Consider the following 19,481-nt stretch of genomic DNA (forward strand, 5'->3'; position numbering starts at 1 on the left):
GACCGTCTTCGGCCCGCCCTTCCCGGCGAACTTGAAGGTTCCTTCCGCGATCTCGCCCGAGAACAGTTTCGGCGCGATGTTCTCCAGCTTCGCCAGCCACTCCTCGAAACTCGCCGCCGCCGGCCACGAGCCCTTGTGCGCCGCCTTCGGGTCGTTCGCCGCGAACCCGCCGAACCGCTCCGACAACAGGTCGTAGATCCCGTCGATCCCGACGAGGTCGGCGGATTCGACGGCGGCCGGATCGACCGCCTTCTCCTCCCGGCCCGCCGAATCCCGCCGGGCGAGCGTCAGTTCGGTGGACACCGACGGCAGCCGGAAGATCTTCTGGCTCGTCCACGGGAACCGCCGGGGCTTGATGGCCGTGACCTCGAACCGCGCGCGGTACCGGCCGTTGGTCACCGGCACGTCGCGCTCGGTGGTCCGGACCGTGCGCCTGCGCGACCACCCGGCCTCCATCCGCGAGCTCATCGTGTTCAGCAGCCCGGCGAGCTTGGCCTTGAAGATGACACTGACCGGCCCGATCGGGACCGGGATCTGGATCCAGGGCGAACCGGTCCCGGTCTGCGGAGTCTCCTTCGCGGAACTCGACGTCTCGTCATAGATCGTCTTCTCGCCGGTGAAGTCGGCCGTGCCCCGGCCGAGCGTTTCCAAGAGGTCCAGACCACTGAGCTTCATCTTGAACTCGGGCCCACCACCGTTCGCCCGGTGTCCCAGCCGGACGACCACGCTGTGGTCCCGGCTTTCCGCGAAACGCTCGTTCAGGTTCGCGTCCGACATCTGCACCTCGACCGCCCGGCGCCAGCGCTCCGCGTCCGCGCCGAGATGGTCGAGCACGGCCTCCCGCAGCTCCGACCAGTCGGCGCCGCCGACCATCTTCGGCTGCTCCACCCTGGCCCGCGCCGCCTCCTGCGCGGCCGCGTCCGAGTACACCGGCGGGACGTGGCCGCCGAAGTCGTGGGCGACGAACTCACCGTTGCCGGTGAGGACGAGCCGGCCTCCCGCGCTCAGGCCGACCTGCGTGGTCGGGACGAACACCGGGCCGCGCTGCCCCAGCGCCGCCAGCGTGTCGACGAACTGGCGGGCGAAACCGGCGTCGACGCCGAGCACCGCCAGCGGCCGCTCGCCGTGCTCGTCGAGCGCGCGCAGCCGAGCCCAGGTGTTCAGCGCCGCCGCGTCACCCCGCTTCCCGTAGATCTCCCGCAGCTCCGGATCGGCGAGGTCGTCCCCGAGGTCGAAGGGCACCACGATCGCGTCCCGCAACTCCGGCGCCGCGACCCGGGTGGCGGACCCGAGCACCGGATCCATCCGCGAGTACTGCTCGATCCCGGTGTCCCCCATCGCCTTCGCCAGCCCGTCGACGGCCTCCTCGGCATACGGCGCCCGCCCCTCGGCGAGGTCGGCGTCCCTGGCATGGGCCGCGATCAGCTTCACCCGGCCGTCCGGGTACCGGCGAACGCTCTCCGGCCCGGCGGCGGGCGACGCGGTGATCTCCCGCCGTGCGGCCGTTTCCTCGCGTGCCGCGCTGCCCCGGTCGGCGGCGATCTCGTCCGCGACGGCCAGCGCGTTCACCCAGCCCGCGTGCCGGACCGTCCCCGCGATCACCTTCCGGATCGCCGCCGCCACCTCCGGTGCCTGCTGCTGGTCGGCGTCGCTGAGGTGCCCGTCCTCGAACGCCGCCGCGATGACCCTGTCCGCCCGCGCGAAGTCCGCCGCCGACAACGCGTTCCCGCTCTCCGCGAGCTGCCGGTCGACCCGGGCGGCCACGTCGGTCAACCGCTCCGGCCGCCATGCCCGCCGCAACGACGACCCCGCGCCGAAACTCTGTTCCAGCTCCGCCCGGACCCGCGCCCCATCGCTCTCGTGGATCTCCCACGCGGTCTTCTCCCGCAGCCGCCACCGCTGCACCCAGTCCAGCACCGGGAACTCCGCGAGCAGCTGGTCGGCGTGCGCCAGCAGCGTCTCCCGCTCCTCCTCCGAAAGCTCGCGAAGCTCGTCCCCGGCCGCGGTACGGGCGTTCTCGAAGTCCTGCGTGTTCAGTCGCGCGTCGACCGTTTCCCGCGCCATACCCGGCCGGTCACCCTGCCCCGGCGCACCGCCACGAAGACGGCCACGGTACTTCTGCTGGAGCACCCAGCTCGGCTTCACCGAGCCGGAAAGGCGGCTCAGATTCGCGACGTACCAGTCCAGTTGCGGGCGGGGGGTATGCCGGGCCTCGGCGGCCACGAGCCGGAGTGCCTGCCGGGCGTAGGGATCTTCGTCGGCGTAGCGCATATCGATGGAGTCGAACAGTTCCCGTACGCCGGTGGTGTCGATCTCGCCGAGTGCCTCGGCCGCCCTGGCGATGTCGTCGACGCCCGCCACCGTGATTCCCGAGCGCCCGGTCACCGGCGGGGACGAAAGCCCGTCGGCGCGGGCGTCGAACCCGGTGAAGATGTCCTGGGCATCTCCGACCACGACCTCCCGGGCGGCGCCGCGGTTCAACCGCTCGACGAGGACGTCGACGGCTTCCTGATAGCCGACCGGGTTCTCCTCCCGCAGCTTCTCGACGTCACCCGCTTCCGCCAGGATCTCGGCAGCGGTCGCGCGGTGGTCGGGGGCGCCCGCGCGCCGCGGGTCGCCGGCCGCCGGTCCCGCGTCCTCGGTCATCTGGCTTCCGGACGGCGTTTCGGATTCGAAGTACCGCATGTACGGCGCCGTCCGGTCCGTCGTCACCGGTTCCTGCCTGGACGGGCCCGCCGCCGGGCGGCGTGCGCCCGGTTCGGTGCTCCTGCCCAGTTCGGCTTCCAGGTAGTCACCCGGCCGCAGCGGCGGGTACCCGAGCGCCGGCCTCGGTTTCCTTGCCACGCCGAGCTTTCCGCCGATTTCGTGCGACAGGGCCGTGGCCTGGTCGATGTTCGGCGCGGTGACGCCGGACTCGATGAGCCGCTGGGCGACGAGCTGGATCATCGGCGCGCGCCAGTGCAGATTGGGCGGACGCTGCCTGAGCCGGGGCGCCAGCTCTTCGTTCTCCATCAGGCTTCCGGGCCTGGCACCGCGCGGCTTCTTGTAGGGGCCGGTGAACACCCGCGCCTGGTCGACGATCTGGGTGGCCAGCCTGGTCAGCTCGTCCGCCAGTCGCTCGTCGAACCCGCGCAGTGCCCGCACCGCACTCGCCGCGGTCTTGCCCTCGCGCAGCACCCGTTCCGGGGTCCACTCCAGCGGAGTCCGGTTCGGCCCGCCGCCGAGCCGCCCCACCCGCTTGACCGCCAGCTCGTGGGCGAGCTCGTCCACGACCTGCGCCGGTGTCCGCGACGGGTCCCGGCTCAACCGGTTGATCGCGACGAAGGCGAGGTCGCTCTTCGAAATCCCCTTCAGCTGCGCGACACCGAAGTGGACCAGGTTCCCGAGCTGCTCCCACACCGAAACCCAGGATTCCCAGGGAACCCCCGCACGGGCCTGACGCCCGAGTTCCGCGTCGAACCGCTGCCGGGCCGGACTCGTCTCCGGCTGCTCGGGGCGCTCCGGGGCGGCGCGGCGCTCGAGCCTGCCGGATTCCTGGAGCGGGCCGAGATGACCGAACCCGGCCGGGTCGATCCCGGTGAGGTCGGCGACGAGGTCGTTGGTCAGCCCCGCGACCGCGTCGGCGAGCCCGAGGAGGTTCGCGACGGTGCTGTCGATCCGTCCCGAAGACACGTTGGCGGAACGCTTGTTCAACGCGGCCGACACGACCGACTCGGCTTGGCCGCGGATGTCGGGATCGGCCAGCCTCAGCACGTAGTCCTTCGCGAAATGAGATCCCGGGAAGGAGCCAAGACCGCTGACCATCGCCAGCCTGTCGAGCAGCGCCGGAGTCCACTGTGGACGTCGGCCGGTTCCGGGGCCGAACTCGCCCTCCGCCGTCCGGTGGACGAGATCGTCGTTGCCGAACGCGGTGAGGTAATCGACCGCGGCCGAAACCTCGTCGTCCGACACCGCTTCGTGGGCCTTCCGAAGCGTTTCCATGATGTTCAGCTGCAGGAACGGGGCGTACGCCTCGTTCCCCGGCTTGATCAGGTGCGCCATCGCGTCCGCGATATCGCCCGTGTCCATGTCGAACGCCCCGAGTGCGCGGTCCAGCTTCCCGGCCTCGTCCGCATCGGTTACCGGCTTGAACAGCTCCCGCTCATCGAGATCTTCGCCCTGCTCCTCCTGGTCGGCCTGCAGATCCCGCGTCTCCTCCGCGGCTTCGTGGATCTCCTGACGGCTCAGTCCCAGGCCCAGATCGTCCCGGATGGCCTGCGCCACCACCGCCGCCTGCAGCAGCAGCGTGCTGTCCCTCGAACGCACGGCCTGCGCGTAGATCCGCGCGAGCACCGGCCCGACACTGCCGACCAGACCGCGGTTGCCCAAGCGCGCGAGCGAGAAGTACCGGTTCAGGGCCCGGCCGGTGTAGTGCTTGGTCATGGCCAGCTGTTGCTCGTCGAGACCGGAGGCGTAGCCCTTCGCCGCGTTCCCCGCCGCCACGAGGTCCTGTTCCGTCCACGGCGACGACGCGATGCCCATGACGACGTCCTCGGCGGGAACGCCGTACTCGGCCTGCGTCCTGGCCGCGACGAGCGCCGCCCCGGCCGGAGGGAGGTTCCGCCGCCGGAGACCGGCCAGCACCCGCTCGCCGTACTGCCGCGCGGAATCCTGCATGGCGCGCAGGCGTTCCTCGGTCCAGCCGTCCCGCGCCTCATGGAGCGCGGCCCGGAAGTCCGTCGTCGTCCAGGTGGTCCCGATACCCCGGCCGATCCGCATCGCCCGCTCGAAGGCCGCCGTGCCCGGCGCTCCGGTCCGATCACCGCTTTCGTGCATCGCCCACATCAGGACGGAGGTCAGTTCCCCGGCGTACGGCGCGACCTTCGCCGGGTGCTGGGTGCGCGCCAGCAGGCCGGCGGCGTCCCGCTTCAGCCCCGCCAGGGTGTCGTCGTCCAGCTTGGCCCCGGCCAAGCGCTGACGCGCGGACCAGTCCGCGTGCCGCAGCAGGTAGGGAGTCCACTCGGTCGGATGCGGCCGCGGGGTGTACCCGCCCTCTCCGGACCTTTCCTCCGGTTCCTCCAGGTCCACGATCATCTGATCGGCCCAGTCGAGATCCCGTTCACCCCGCGCGCCGGAAGCGGTGCCCCCGGCGGGCGTCGCGCCGGCCCGCTCCGGCTCGGACTCGCGGCGTGCCCGCTTCGCGGGTGGTTCCCGGCCCTCGGCGGGCGGGCCCTGGATCCGGATGTCGCGGACGCGGCTGGCCGGGCGACGGTCCCGTCCCTCGGAAACACTGCCCACCGCCCGGGTCGGCATGAACCAGGTCTGGTGGTTCCGGTCCGGCTGGATCAGGCTTCCCGCACCGTCGCGGTAGGTGACCGTCCCGTCGGCCGCCACGTCCGCTAGGTACTTGACCTCACCGGACTGGCCGTCGAGGTAGTGCACCCGGCGGCCGCGACGGTCCCGGTAGACGTTGATCGCGTGGCCGGGGCCGCCCCGGTCCCGCACGGTCATCAGCACACCGTGCGCGCGCTCGTTCCGGTCCCGGTCGACCATGGTCCTGGTGACCTCGTCCAGCCCGGCGACGCGCGCGAACCGGGAGCCGAAGTAGCTCTCCAGGTCCAGGGCCCGCCGCGGTCCCTCCAGGGCGGCGGTGCGCACCGACCCGCCCAGTGTCTCGAACACGGCGACCGTGGCCGAGAAGCAGTTCGTCATGGCTCCCCGGACACCGTCCAGGAAGTTCTGGCGGTTGATCGGCACCAGCCGGCCCCAGACGCCCCGCAACCGGTTGCGGGTGTGCGGTTCCGGCGGCAGGAGGCGGTCGAGAACGCTGGCCGCGTCGCGATACCCCGGGCTCGTCGGCTCCAGGGACGCACGGGGCGCCTCACCGGTCCGGCGCACGCGCTGGTCCAGCCGGCCGATCAGGACCATGCGGACCTCGGCCGCGCGCCGCGCACGCGGATGCGTTGCCGGGATCCGGTCGCGCTCCCGCTGGATGATCTCGTCCACCACGGACTCCAGCGACCGCCGCCGTCCGGGTTCCATGGCCGACAGGAGCTCGCGGACCGCCGCCGCGCGAGTCTCGAGCCCCACCGGAGCGGCGTGCGCGTCCGGCCGGTCGCCGCTGTCTTCGACCGCGTTGTCGAACAGCTCGTCGAGGGACTCGTGCGCGAGGTCGCGGGGCACCCTGCCCTGGTGGATCACCTCGATGCTGCCGGTTTTCAGCTCGGCGGCGATCGAGGGCACGTGGGACATCGCGAAGTCACGGTCCTGATAGGACAGATAGCCCAGCGCGTCGAGCACGAGGTGGTGGACCGGCCGCCGGCGTTCGAGCTCCTCGCGGGGCAGGCCCTCGCGGGGCGCGAGCCACGGCAGCATCTTCAGCCGGTGGAACCGCGCGTCCGACGCCGGCACACCCTCCCGCATCCGCCTGGCCAGGTAGCCCAGCGACGGGACCAGATTGTCCATGATCCCCGCACCGGACGCGTCGATCCAGAACCGCGCGGCGGCGAGCCGGGCGGTGTTCTCCCCGGCGGGCTGCGGGAGCAGCGCGGCGAGCAGGTCGGTCATCCGGCGGCGCAGCCGTTCCCACTCGTCGAGGATCCCGGGACGCTGATGCCGTTCCTCGGTCAGCGCCGGGAAATCGAGGAGCTGCTCGGCCCGCTCTCGCAGAGATCCGGCGTCCCCGGGGTGCCCGGCCAGGACGTCCTCGGCCCAGCGGAACAGGTCCTCGCGCTGGTGACGCATTTCCCGCAGCGCCAGCTCCTCCGCGGAGGCGTGCTCGGAAACCTGTTCGGTGTCCTCCGGTGCTTCCCCGGGGTAGCCGGGCGGCTCGCTCTGCTGTGCCGCTTCCGAGTACGCCGGGCGGTCGGAGTCCCGTTGCGCACCGGTGTTCCGGTTGTGCGCCGACCACTGCTGGTCGTGGTGGATCACGGTGCCGACGCGGAGGTCCGGCTGCCCCCAGGGACCCTGGTAGATCGCTTCACGGATGTCCGCGAGCGATTCGAGGGTCTTGGCACGCCCCCGCGACTCGTCGGTGATGCGCGCCTGCCTGCGCTCGATGTGCTTGCGAAGGCGCTCCAGACGCTCCGGCGCGTCGTACCGCGAAGGTGGCGTCGCCGCCTGTTCCTCCTCGTCGAGCCAGTCCCGTTCGCGGTCCAGCTGGTCGCGGTCGGAGTCGAGGCGGTCCAGCACGGCCACGCGCTTGTCCTGCTCGGCCTGGTTCGCCCGCAGCTCCGCGTCGTTCCGGGCACGGTCCAGCTGGTACGCGCTCCGTTCCCGGCTGAGCGCGTCCCGCTGTGGCCGGGTCGTCGCGGTCGCGGTGTCGAGCGCGTCCTGCCTGCGCCGCAGGTCGTCGCGCCGCCGGTCCAGCTCTGTCCTGACGTCTGCCAGCGCGCGGCCGGCATCACGCAGAGCGCGGAGCTGGTCCCCGACCTCCTCGGAGAGCCGGACGGCCTCGTCGTGCCAGTACCGGTCCAGTCGCAGCGACTCCTTCCACGCGGCTGTGTGCTGACGTTCCTCTTCCGGCGACCGGACGGACCTCTGGGCTTTTGTTTCCTCGTCGTACCGGGACTTCTGCCAGTCGAGGAAGCGCTGCGCGTCGTCGATGTCGCCCTGGTGGTGGATCCCGCGCAGGACGATGATGGCCGGCACGGCCAGGAAGGTCAGCTCGTCCCGGAGTTCGGCGAGCCCCGCGTCGTTGATCCCGGCGGGCCAGCGAGTCCCGCCCGGCCGCACCACCTCGGTACTGGCCGGGAACCAGTCCGGGTCCGTGAGTTTGAGCTCGTCCGCCGCGGCGGACAGCACCGCCTGCCGTTCCTGCGCGTCGAGGTCGCGCAGATCCTTTCGCCCCTTCTCGACGTCCGCCGCCCAGTAGGCGCGGAACCGCCGGATCCGCGAGACGAGGTCCCGCTGCGCGGCGTCGTACCCGACCCTGCCGAGGCCCTCGCTCTTCCGCGTCAGATCGACGTCGGAATGCTGCGGTACCTGCCCGTACTTCGTCCAGGTGAGCAGTTCCTGCGCGGTTCGCCGCACCTCGGACAGGTCGTCCCACAGCTTCGCCCGGTTCAGGTTCCGGGTCAGCTTCCCCGCCACGAGCGTGACGAGGTCGTCGAGGACCTTCTCGTGCGTCTCGCGGTCCGGACCGACGCCCTGGACCCACACCGGCTTCTGTTCCCACAGGAAGTTCTCCGCGTCGTGGCGGAACGCGGTCACCGCGTCTTCGCCCTGCCGCCGCGCGATGTTCTCCAGGACCCCGCGCTGGTCCCCGAATCGCTGGACCGCCGTGGTGAACCGCTGGTGCGCGTCCTCGATCCCGGCCTGGTGCAGATCCACGAAGTCGAGCCACATCCGGGCCGCCAGCGCCCGGATCTCCCGCTCGGCGAGCAGGTGACCGGCGGCGAGCGTGGTGAGAACGCGGCGCGGCTCCGGGTCCAGCTGATCCAGCGCCTGCTCGACCCGCTCCGGCGAGACGTTCGTGCGGACCGCCTGGGCACGCAGGCGCCGCCGGAGATCGGCTTCCGCCTCCTTGAGCACGTTTTCCCCGGCGTGGGGGCCCGCGTCGGCGGCGAACGCCTCCAGCCGCCGGGCGGCGTCGCCCAGCCGTCGTCCGTTGTCCGCGGTGAGCCAGGGCCCGGTGAACCGGGTCAGGTCCCCCGCCGCGGCGGCGGCGAGGAAGTCTTCGGCGGGGGAATCCAGGACGCCGGCGGTGGCGGCTTCGTGCGCGACGGCCCCCACCATGCTCTCCCACAGGACACGCTGCCTGCCGGCGAGCGGGCCTTGGCCCTCCTCGACCAGCGGCGGCTCGTCCAGCATGGCCTTCGCCCGGTCGACCGCGCGTGCGACCCCGGGATCGCCGGACCGCACGTACTGCCTGCCGCGGTCGAGGTGGCCCTGCCAGGTTTCGAGGAACTTCGCCTGTTCCGCGTCGGTCTCGAGTCCGCGACGGCGGGACGCGTGCTCCCACGAGACGTCGAACCGCACCCGCCGGTGACCGTCCTCGTTGAACCAGTACTCCAGCCCACGGCGCAGATCGGCGGTCTCGTCCCAGACCCGGCTCCCGTCCACGGTGTCCCCGGCGACCCAGCCCGCGGCGAGCACCTCCTTCAGCTGCTCGTAGCGCAGGACGTGTTCCGGATTCTCCGGGAACAGGTCCCGGCCCGTGCCGGCCCGCGGCCTGCCCAGCACGTCTTTGGCCGCCCGCAACCGGTCGCGCCGCGTCGCCGCGTCCAGCGTCGTGAGCAGCCGCACCGCCTCTCGGGCCCGGCCTCCCAGCTCCCGGATGACCTCGGGCACGTAGGCGCCGGGGGAGCCCACCTCGGTCGGCGAAGACATCGATTCCGGTGTGCCGCCGGTCGTTTCCCGACCATCCACACCGGACTGATCGTGCGGATCGGAGTGCCCGGGGTAGGGCGGTGGCTCCTCGCCCGGCTGACGGCGCGGAGTGTCGGCCGCGTCCGGAACGTGCTCGGCGTCGGTCATCTCCTGATCGAGCGATTCCCCGTCCGAGGCCGGAAGGCGCGGTGTGTCGCCGGTCCCGGCTTCCCGCATCTCGACGTCGCCGGGCGCGGGCGACTCGGCGGCTTCGTTGTCCAGCCGGTTCCGCTCCGAGTCCAGTCCGAGGTCTTCGTTGGTGGCGCGCAGGTTCGCCGTGGGCTCACCACGATCGCCCGCCGCGGCGATGGCCGCCGACTGCACCACCTGCAGCGGCGGCGAGAACGGCGCCGCGAAGGTCCGGAAAATGCTCTCCAGATCCTTGGCGAAGGCCAGGTTCGTCGCGCGCCCCGGATAGTTGCCCACCGCCCAGAACCCGACGACGGTGGCGAGTTTCGGCCGCGGCGAAAGCCCGGCGTCGCGGAGGATCGGCGTTCCCGCGTCCCGCCACTGCTGCCGTTCCGTCTCGGTCGCCGAGGCGATCGCGTCGTTGGCCCGCTTGAGGTCCGCGCGCAGGAACTTGGGGGCTTCGTCCGAGTTGCCCGCCAGTTCGGCGAGTACGTGCGCGGCGGCCTGACCGTCGACGTCGAGCCGAACGGCGAGCGTGCTCAGCTCGTCGGCGGTGGGACGCCCTTGGTACCGGGGAGCGTCGGCCCCTTCGGCCAGCTTTCCGACGGCGAGGGCGAGCATGCCCAGGTTACGCCGGCGCGGTCCGTCCCGCAGTTTCCTCGGTGTCCCGAGAATCTCGTGTCCCTTTCGGACCCAGGCATTCCGCTGCGTCATGGGTGCCGCGGCCGAATGGTCGAAGGCCTCGATGATCTTGTTCCGCAGGATGCGGCTGACGCTCCGCAGGTCCTCGCCCGGCGCACGCTGGACACGGGAGGCAAGCCACTCCGCCAGCGCCGCCGCCGATTCGTCGACACGATCCAGCTCGTCGCCCAGTACCTGACGACCGTTCTTCCGCCACTCCAGCCGGGTGTCCCAATGCCGCTCCTGGCCCACCCCGACGGTCCGCGTCCGCTGCACGGCCCGATACCGGGAGGCCGCCAGTGCCCCTTCCCCGGCATGCCAGCGCTGGCCGACCATCTCGGCGAAGACGTCGTACATGTCGAGCTCCGCGAGGCTGGGATCATCGCGGTCCAGGCTCAGGTGCCGCTTTCCGGTCTCGCGCCATTCGTTCAGCCGCCGGTCCGCCTCGGCGTCCATCTCGGCCATCGCGTGCCGCGCCTCGGGGAGGGTGGTCCAGACGTTCTCGGCGCGCCGCATCCAGTCGCCGTACCGCTCGTACAGCCGGTTCAGGACACCCAGGTCGCTGAAGGACCCGCTCTCGTCCTGTGTCCGCCGGAACTTGTCGCGTAGCTCCCTGGCGAGCGGCGCGACCGGATCCGCGTCCCCGGGCAGCCGCTCGTGCTCGTCGAGCGGGACCGTGTCCCCGGGGTTCTCCGCGTTCTTCCTGTCCAGCCTGAGTTCGTCGACCAGCGACGCCGCCCACGACGGCCGCCAGGCGCCGACGTAGGCGAGGAGGTTGGTCATGAGCTCGCCCAGCCGCTCCTGCGGGGTGCCGGCCTCCAGGTCCGGAAGGGCGAGCGACGTGCGCGCCTCGGTCAGCCATCGGCGATTCCCGATCCGGTAGACCGCGCGCCGCCGTTCGTCGTTCTCGGCGTCGAAAGCGCCCTGTTCGAGCAACCGCCGGTACTGCTCCCGCAGGTCACCGGCGAGCCGCGTCGCGCGGTCCCCCTCTTCGGCCGCGCCGAATCCGAAACCGGGAGCGGCGCGCAGTTTCGACGTCTCGTAGGCGACGAGGTCGGTCATGGCGGCCCGCAGGACGTCGGCACGCTCCCGGGCCTCGCCGGTGAGCCTGGCTTCGGCGAGGTCGAATCGCCGGTCCGCGCGCTCACGCTCGAAACGCGCTTCGGCCTCCTGGGAGAACTCGATGTGGTCGGTCGAGAACTCCACCTCGCCGGTGTTGCCCTCCTGGTGCCGGACCCGCTCGACGAAGTCCGCGCGCGGGTCCCGGCCCGCGCGGGAGGCATCGGGGAGGTCGAGCATCGCCCGCGCGTCCGCGCGCCACCTGTCCGCCTTCTCGCGCAGGCCCGCGACCTCGGTGAATCCGCGGGCCAGCTGTGCGCCCAGCCGGTTCGCCGCGGTCAGCGTCTCCACGGCGTTGGAAACGTCCGCGAGGGTCGGCTCCGTCCGGGTCGGCGCCACCTCCCGCAGCCACTCCAGGGCCTTCCACTGCCGCTCGAACTTCCTGCCCTCCCCCGACGCCAGCGGATCGCGCATCTGCTCGCCGTCGAGCGGCAGCGCGTCGAACCAGTCGCCGATCATGTCCCCGTGCATGAGGACCACGTCGCGCACGATGTCCTCACCGACCTCGGTCAGCCCGGTACCGACGTCCTCCCCGAACACCGCCTTGCCGAAGGCGAACCGCGCACGCCGGTCCGCCAGCGGCATCGCCCAGACCGCCTCCCACAGATTGGCGAGATCCTCGGTGTGGTCGTCGCGGGCGTTCCCGATCCGGTCCTCGTCGGTTTCGTCGGTCGTCCATCCGGTGGCGGGCCCGCTCGGGTGGACGTACGCGACGTTCTCGTCGAGCGCCATCCGCTCGACGAGCGTCTGGGCCTGTGCCGCCGACGGATCCGCTCGCAGCGCCTCGAAGTCCAGGCGCAGCGAGCGCGCCAGTTCGCGGGCGTCCACCGCGGACATCCCGGCGCGCAGCCGGGCACCGACGACGGCGGTGATGTCGGCGAGCACGGTCTTCGCGACCTCGTCCTGGTGCGTCGCCGGATGTGCCGCGTCGACCAGCTGCTGTGCCAGACCTGTCTCGTCGGACTCCTGCCGCAGGAAGGCGGACCCGGCGAGCAACGCCGCTTCGTGCTCTATCTCGATCAGGTCGAGCGCGTCCGCGACCTCCTCCCTGGCGGTGTCGCTCCCGTCGCCCCATTTGCCGAGAGCCTCCTTGAAGGCCGTACCGAGCCGTGTCGCGGTCGAGGGTCCGCTGTCCGGGTGCTCCGGCGCCCGGCCGAGCCGCTGGTCGAGCACCTTCGCACGCGCCACCGCGTCGATCATCTGATCGAGGAGCACCACCGCGCGCCGGGTGTGCGGGTCCGCCAGGCGTGCCCGGTGCTCCCCGAGCCCCAGCATCGTCTCGGCCTGTTCGAGCAGGCTGTCGTGGGTGCGGGTCGCGGGCAGCTGGCCCACCGTACGCAGGATCGAATTCCAGCGCGCGGAACGGGAATAGAACCCGGTGACCCCGTCCCCGGCCTCGGTGTGAGAGCCGCCGGGGAACGCCGCGCGCATTTCGGCGAGCACCGGGTCGTTCCACCTCGCCTGGAACGCCTCCACCGAGCCGTCGCGCACCAGGTGGTCCTCGAGCCACCCGGACAGTGCGGCCGCGTGCGCGTCGAGCACCCGCTTGCTCAGCTTCGACGTACCCAGGGTGCCGAGAGCGGCTTCGGCGGCCTTCGACGCGTTTTGCTTCGCCTCGTCGTCAAGATTCGCGAGTACGTCGTCGGCCTCGTCGAACCGGTCCTCCCAGCGTTGTCCCAGCGCCCTGGCGAGGGCCACCCCGACCGGCAGGTCGTAATGGGCGTGCAACCGGTTGATCGCGGTGCCGAGCCGTTCCACGAGGGCGAGCGCGTCCCCCGACGGCTGGTTCCAGTCCACATCGGGATACCTGCCGATCACCGCGAGCACCGTGTCCCGGACGAGTTCCCGCTCTCGATGGCTTTGCAGCGGAGCAGGGATGTGCCAGAGCAGCCAGCCCTCGACCAACGGATAGACCGCGGGGAGCGTCCGGGGCCCGGCCGCATCGTGGCCGAGCCGCTTCAGTTCGCCACGCAGGCCGGAAAGGTCACGGAACTCGTCCACCTCGTCGTCTCGCACCGGGCGAGGGGCGCCGGGCAGGTTCGCTTCGAAGTTCGCGCGCAGGGCCACGAGGCCCGGGTCGTGCCAGATCCGCGCGAATTCCTCCTCGGGGTGGGCGGAACCGGCGGAAGGCCAGCCCTCCAGTAGCTGCCGGTGTGCCGTGTACAGCGCGAAAGCCTGCTGCCGCAACGGATGGGCGGGATCGCGGAACGGCGCGGGGTCGCCGAAGATCGCTTCCACGATCGACTCCGCGGACGGGGTTCGTGCGGTATCGGCGTCGGCCATGGCCACGTCCGGTGCCTCGTCCGCCGGCGGCGCGTTGGTCCGCTCCAGATCGGAGTCGTACCCGGACGACTCCCCGTCGGACCGCTGTTCCCCGGTGCCAGGCGGCGCACCCGCCTTGACCCCGGCCACTTCCGAAGGCTCGTCGAGCGTGGTGCCACCTCGCGGCTCACTGCCCGGAAGCGTCTTCGCGGTCGGCAGGAACCAAACCCGCAACCCGTGATCGGCGGGCGGGTCGACATAGCGACCCGTTTGGCCGCTGATGAAGTAGGCCCGCCCGTCCTCGGGATTCACGTGCGCGTTGAAGACGTCCGCGACCCCATCGCCCTCCCGCACGAGCACGAAACCGTGCGCGTGCGCGCCTTCAGACTCAAGCTGCTCGCGAATAGCGTCGAACCCGGACTTCCGGAACCGCGCCCCCTCCGACCGCTCCAGCTCGGTCACGTCCCGAGGAGCACTCGGACCCGCCCGATGCACCACCCCACTCGCCAACGTACTGCGCGTCGCCACCGCCGACGGAAGACAGTTCGTCCGGAAACCCTCATCCGGACTCCGCTCGTAGTTCTCCCCGTTGACCCCGCCCACCGGCGCGTAAGGCCCGTCCAGTTTCCGCCCGGTACCCAGCACCCCCGGCAACGCGGCGGCCTCGACACCCTCCATCGCCGACACCCCGGCCGGCTCGGCCAGCAGGCCCAGCGCCTCGCCGAGGTCCGCCACGGGCAGGGTCCTGATCCGCTTGCCCTGCTCCCAGAGGTCCCAACCGGCCGGGACGTCGCCCCGGCCCGCCTCCGGCCGCACCTGGATCCGGTCCTTGTCGCCGAGGAACGCGTGGTTGCCTTCGGCGGGCACGAGAATCCGCCGACGCTTCAACCGGCCCGACGCGGTCTGCCCGAGCGCCGCGGTGTCCCCGTCCCCGGCCACGGCCAGTGCCACGGTCCGGCCCGACCTCCGGTTCAGCCTGCTGAGCAGCAGCAGGGAGAACCTGTCGAAGTCGAGGTTCCGGCCGTCCCACGCCGGGACGAAGGACGCCGCGTGCTCGTCCCTGCCGGTACTGGCGATCACGACGTGCGTGTCCGGGTACCGCGGCACCGCGTAGGAGAGTTGGGTCACCGCCTCCTCGCCGACGCCCTGCCTCGGGAAGACCACGCCGTGATTGCCGGGCAGCCCGACCGCCGCGGTCCGGAAATACGCGTCGTCCGCGCGGTCCACCGTCCACGGGTCGGTCAGGGCGTGCAGCTGCACCAGCTGCTTGACCGCCGCCGGGGAGAGGCGCAGTTCGTCCAGCATGTCGAGCAGCTCGGCCAGCTGGGTCCGCCGGTCGAGGCCCGGGTCGCCGCGGCCGAGCAGGCGAAGCCGGTGGGCCTTCCGCCGGACGAACTCCGGATCGTCCATCGCGGCACGCAGGATCGCGAAGCTCAGCTCCGCGCGCGCCTGCCACACCGCGGGGTCGTCGGTCCCGCTCCACAGCCGGAACTCGACCCGCCGCTGCTTCGGATCGGGATGCGCGACGTGACGGAAGCTCACCGCGTCGTTCTTGTCCCAGTTCAGTTTCCGCGTGTCATCGAGGGAGCGCACGGCCTCCGGGCGCGGTGGCATCGGGGTGGGCCCGACCTGGGTGGTCCGCCGCTGCCGCGCGCTCGCCGGCGGGTTGCCCAGCTGGTACAGCGTCCGTTCGTAGGCCTTGACGAACTCGGCCACCGCCAGCGCGGCCTCCGGATCGATCGACCGGCCGGGGAAGCTGACGTTGATGTGCCCACCGGTGGTGTCCATGACGACGTTGTGCTCTCGCATGACACGCAGCAGTTCGGCCCGTTCCTGCCATCCGTCGCGGCCACCGGTCCGCGCCGGCGGGACGATTTCGAGCCCGTTCTCGTGCGCTGGTTCGTTGACGAGCTGGTGCCGCCGGCTGGAGAGGTGCTTCTGCTGATCCGGCAGGGCCTGACCGTTCGTCCAGTCGATGAACCCCTCCGCCCGCAGGTCCGCGGCCAGGTTCTGGAGCGACTGGTCGAAGTCGTCCTGGAGGAGCTGCCCCTCGTATTCCGTGCCGAGCATCGCGCCGGTGTCGGCCGTGTACCCCCCTGGAGTTCCGTCGACGTGGAAGTCGACCGGGTCGCGCCCTTCCGCGAGGGCGTCACGCGTGTCGTCCTGCCACCCCAGCATTTCGTCCAGCTGCTTCTCGCGCAGTTCCGCCATCAGCGGCTGTGCGCGGGCCGGATCGTGCCGGACGGCGCGCAGCCGCCGCTCGAACTCTTCGCGCTCCCGTGGCGTGTGCGGAAGGGTGTCGAAGTTCCGGCGCAGCTGCTCGATCGCCTGCGCTCCGGGGTCCGGAAGCAGCTTCACCGGGCGCGTGCCCTCGCCGAGGGACCAGCTGTGCTCGCTGCCCTGCTCGAACGCCAGCAGGTCGCGAACTTCCCGCGGCAGGGGGAAGACACGCGCCTCCGGGCCGTCCCGGCGCTGGTCGGTGATGGTCCGCGTGATCAGGCGCAGCTCCGGCCGGGCGGCGATGAACCGCATCGCGGAGGTGAGCACGAGATCCGGGTTCTCGTGTTTGCGGATCGCCGACTCGACCGCGAACAGGTCGAGATCGCCCGACCGGTTGTGCAGCTGACGGATGAGCGTGTGCGTGACGGCGGCCGTCAGCTCCGCGGTGCCGACCGGGTCGTCGGCGCGAACCAGCGTGTCGTGCACCGGCACACCGGTGGGCACCCAGCTCAACGCGCTGTTGATGGTGACCCCGTGCATTTCCGGGTAGTTGGTGTAGTCGACGGAATCCAGCAGATCCCACAGCATGTCCGGTCCGGTGCGCGGCAGGATCGAATTCCGGCGAATGCTCAGCAGCGGCTGGTCGATCGTGCTCTCGACCTCGTCACGGCTCTGGGGAGGTTCCTCCTCGAACGACTTGTCCAGCAGTTCGTCCTGGGTGAGCAGGTAGTTGCTGTCCAGCTGGTCGCGGTAGAACTGCCAGAACGGATGGCCCTGGACGATCGTCAGCGCCGAGTTCCCCGCCCTGCGGTAGCCGGTGACCGGATCGTGCGACGCCTGAATGGCGAACCCGTGCGGGGAGTCCAGCACGTCCTGCGGGTCCCGCAGATGATTGATGACGTTGTCGCCGTCGACGTACAGGCCGCCGAAGCGATCCAAGTGCAGGCGGCTGATGTCGCTGGCCGCGCCGAAGCCGAGCTTGGAGTTCTTGTGCATCTCCGTGGCGAAGTGCGGTTGCAACGACATGGGTGTTTCGCGGTTGAACACCTCGCCGACGTTGACCAGCACGGTGTGCGGCAGGCCCCGCGCCCACGAGACCATCTCGCGCACCCCGGCCAGCGGATCCTCCTGCCCCGCCGGTGGCGGCGGTTCGTTCAGCACCCGCTCGATCTGGTGCCGGGGGATGTCGGTGAGCAGCACCGACATCATCCGGGAGCCGTGCGGTGCGGTGCCGAACTTCCGTGCCGCGGCACCGAAGTTCGCCATGAACTGGCTGCGCGCGGCACCGTCCTCGCGCAGCGCGCCACCGAACCACTGGGCGAACCGGATCAGCGGGATCGACCGCTTCTCCGGAAGCTTGCTCAGGTCGAACTCTTCGAAGCCATCCCAGTGCTCGATCTCGTCTTCCGGCCATTCCGATTCCAGCACCCCGATGCCGTCGTCGTTGCGCAGGTTCGCCGGATCCATCTCGTCCCGGCTCGGTTCCCGCCCCCGGAGCAGGTCCATGTTCCGCAGGTAGCCGATGTTCTGGTCCGGGGTCAGGGCGGTCAGCTCCTCCCCCCTGCCCCGCAACGCCTCCAGCGGTTCCGGGGCCTGTCGCAGGTTGAGCAGGTCCGGGCCCAGCAGCTCGGGTCCCGTCGAATCGGACGCCGGCCTGCCGGTGTAGGCCTCCAGCGCGTCCAGCACGTCGGGGACGGTGACCTGCCCGGCCGGTGGCGCGCCCGCCTTGATCCCGGTCACCTCCGAAGACTCGTCGAGCGCGGCACCGTCACCCGGCGGCTCACTGCCCGGAAGCGCCTTGGCGGTGGGCAGGAACCACACCCGCAACCCGTGATCGGCGGGCGGATCGATGAACCGGCCCGTCTGACCACTCAGGAAACGAGCCCGCCCGTCCTCGGGGCTCACGTGCGCGTTGAACACGTCCGCGAGCCCGCCGCTCGCCTCCTGGACGAGCACGTAACCGTGCGCGTTCGCGCCCTCAGACTCAAGCTGCTCACGAATCGCGTCAAACCCGGACTTCCGGAACCGGGACCCCTCCGACCGCTCCAACTCGGCCACATCCCGGGGCCCACTCGGACCCGCCCGATGCACCACCCCACTCGCCAACGTACTGCGCGTCGCCACCGCCGACGGAAGACAATTCGTCCGGAAACCCTCATCCGGACTCCGCTCGTAGTTCTCCCGGTTCACCCCGCCCACCGGCGCGTACGGCCCGTCCAGCCTCCGCCCCGAACCCAGCACACCCGGCAACGCTGCGGCCCGCATCCCGCCGGACTCCGAAGTGGACTCGCGTTCGGTGTAGGACGGCGGACGACTGGTGGAGTACTGAGGCGCGATCTCCCAGTCCCCCCACGTCTCCTCGGTGTGCGCGTTCTGCTGGTCCGTGGCCCAGTCCTGGTCGTGCCAGTGGAACAGCGGGTCGAAGCCCGCGATCTCGTCATCACCGTGCAGCAGCGATCCGGCGATCTGGCGCGCACGGCCCTGCGCGCGCCGGGCACGTAGCCGGTGTTCCTCACGCCGACCGGATCGAATGCCTCGCTCGTTCGCCTTCGCCTGCTCGTCCGCGGCCTCCTGGAGGGGTTGCGCGACGATCGCCACCATCTGCTGGTAGTAGCGTTGTGCCCGCTCGCCGCCCAGCCTCGACCGCTCCGCCAGCTGTTCGGGCGTCCGCAGGTCGAGGAACCTGCGCGCCGCCTCCAACGTCGCGTCGGTAACAGGGCGCTGCTTACCGGTCAGCAGCGGTCGCGGGCCCTTCGCCGGGTTGTCCAGGACGTCTTCGAAGGCCGCCACCGCACGTTCGAACCCGTCGCGATCGACCGCGGCCATCCGCGAGAGGGCTTCATCCCACCCGGCCGCGAAGCCGCTGTCCTGGCCGGCACGGCCGTCCACGTTCTCGTCCCCGACCTGTGCCAGCTGCGCGTCAAGCCGGACGTCGGCGCTGTCCTCCCACACCTTCCGCAACCGGGCTTCGCTCGGGTACACCTTCACCTCGCCGTCGATCAGCTCGGCGGCGAGGTGATCGACCAGGCCCGCGCGTACCTTCCGCTGTGCGTCACCGCGCACCGCGAGATCCGGCCCCAGCAGGAGATTCGCATAGCCACGCGCGGTTTCCCGCGCGTTCGTCGTCGCGGCGGCGAGCAGCTGACTCGCCCGCGTGAGCGTGCCGTCCCGCTTGTCGAGGAACCAGGCGGCCCGCGCCTCGGCCTCGTCGTGGACGGCCGGTTCCGCGAGCCGTTCACCCAACGACGCACCGAACCGCTCCGGCTCCGCGCCCTGTGCACGAAGGTGCGCGACCATGGCCTGGATCGCGCGCTGCCGGAGCCGTCGCGGCTCGCGGGCGCCCGGGTCCGGACCGGCGCGCGACTCCGGCAGACGGCCGAGATACCTTTCCGCGGTTTCCCGTTCGGTGTCGGTGTGGGCCGCGGTTTCCTGCTCGGGCGTCATCAGTCCGTCCAGGAACTCGTCGGCCCTGCTCACCACTCCTTCGACGGACCCCGGAATCATCCGTTTCACCGCCGAGTGCGGAGACGACCCGAAGTTCACCCGCTGGACGCCGTCGGCGTTGAACCAGCCGGCCAGCAGCCCCAGCAGGTGCTGGTGACGCTCCCGCACCACGAACGCGTTGTCCGTGGTGAGTTCCTCGGCGAAGGCCGCGATCAGCCGCTGGTAGGTCGCCACGCGCCGCGCACCGGCTGCACCGGTGCCCGGGTCGTGCAGCGGGC

At 71.4% G+C, this 19,481-nt stretch carries 1 protein-coding gene (only partly in view); it reads right to left on the reverse strand.

This entire window lies inside a single protein-coding gene on the reverse strand: locus ABD987_RS11085, encoding a toxin glutamine deamidase domain-containing protein. The 76,521-nt coding sequence extends 46,317 nt beyond the window's left edge and 10,723 nt beyond its right edge, so the window shows coding positions 10,724–30,204, spanning codon 3,575 (partial) through codon 10,068 (complete); reading right to left, the first codon wholly in view occupies positions 19,477–19,479. The start codon and the stop codon both lie outside this window.

It is taken from the genome of Amycolatopsis samaneae (assembly GCF_039541975.1).
Lineage (GTDB): Bacteria > Actinomycetota > Actinomycetes > Mycobacteriales > Pseudonocardiaceae > Amycolatopsis > Amycolatopsis samaneae.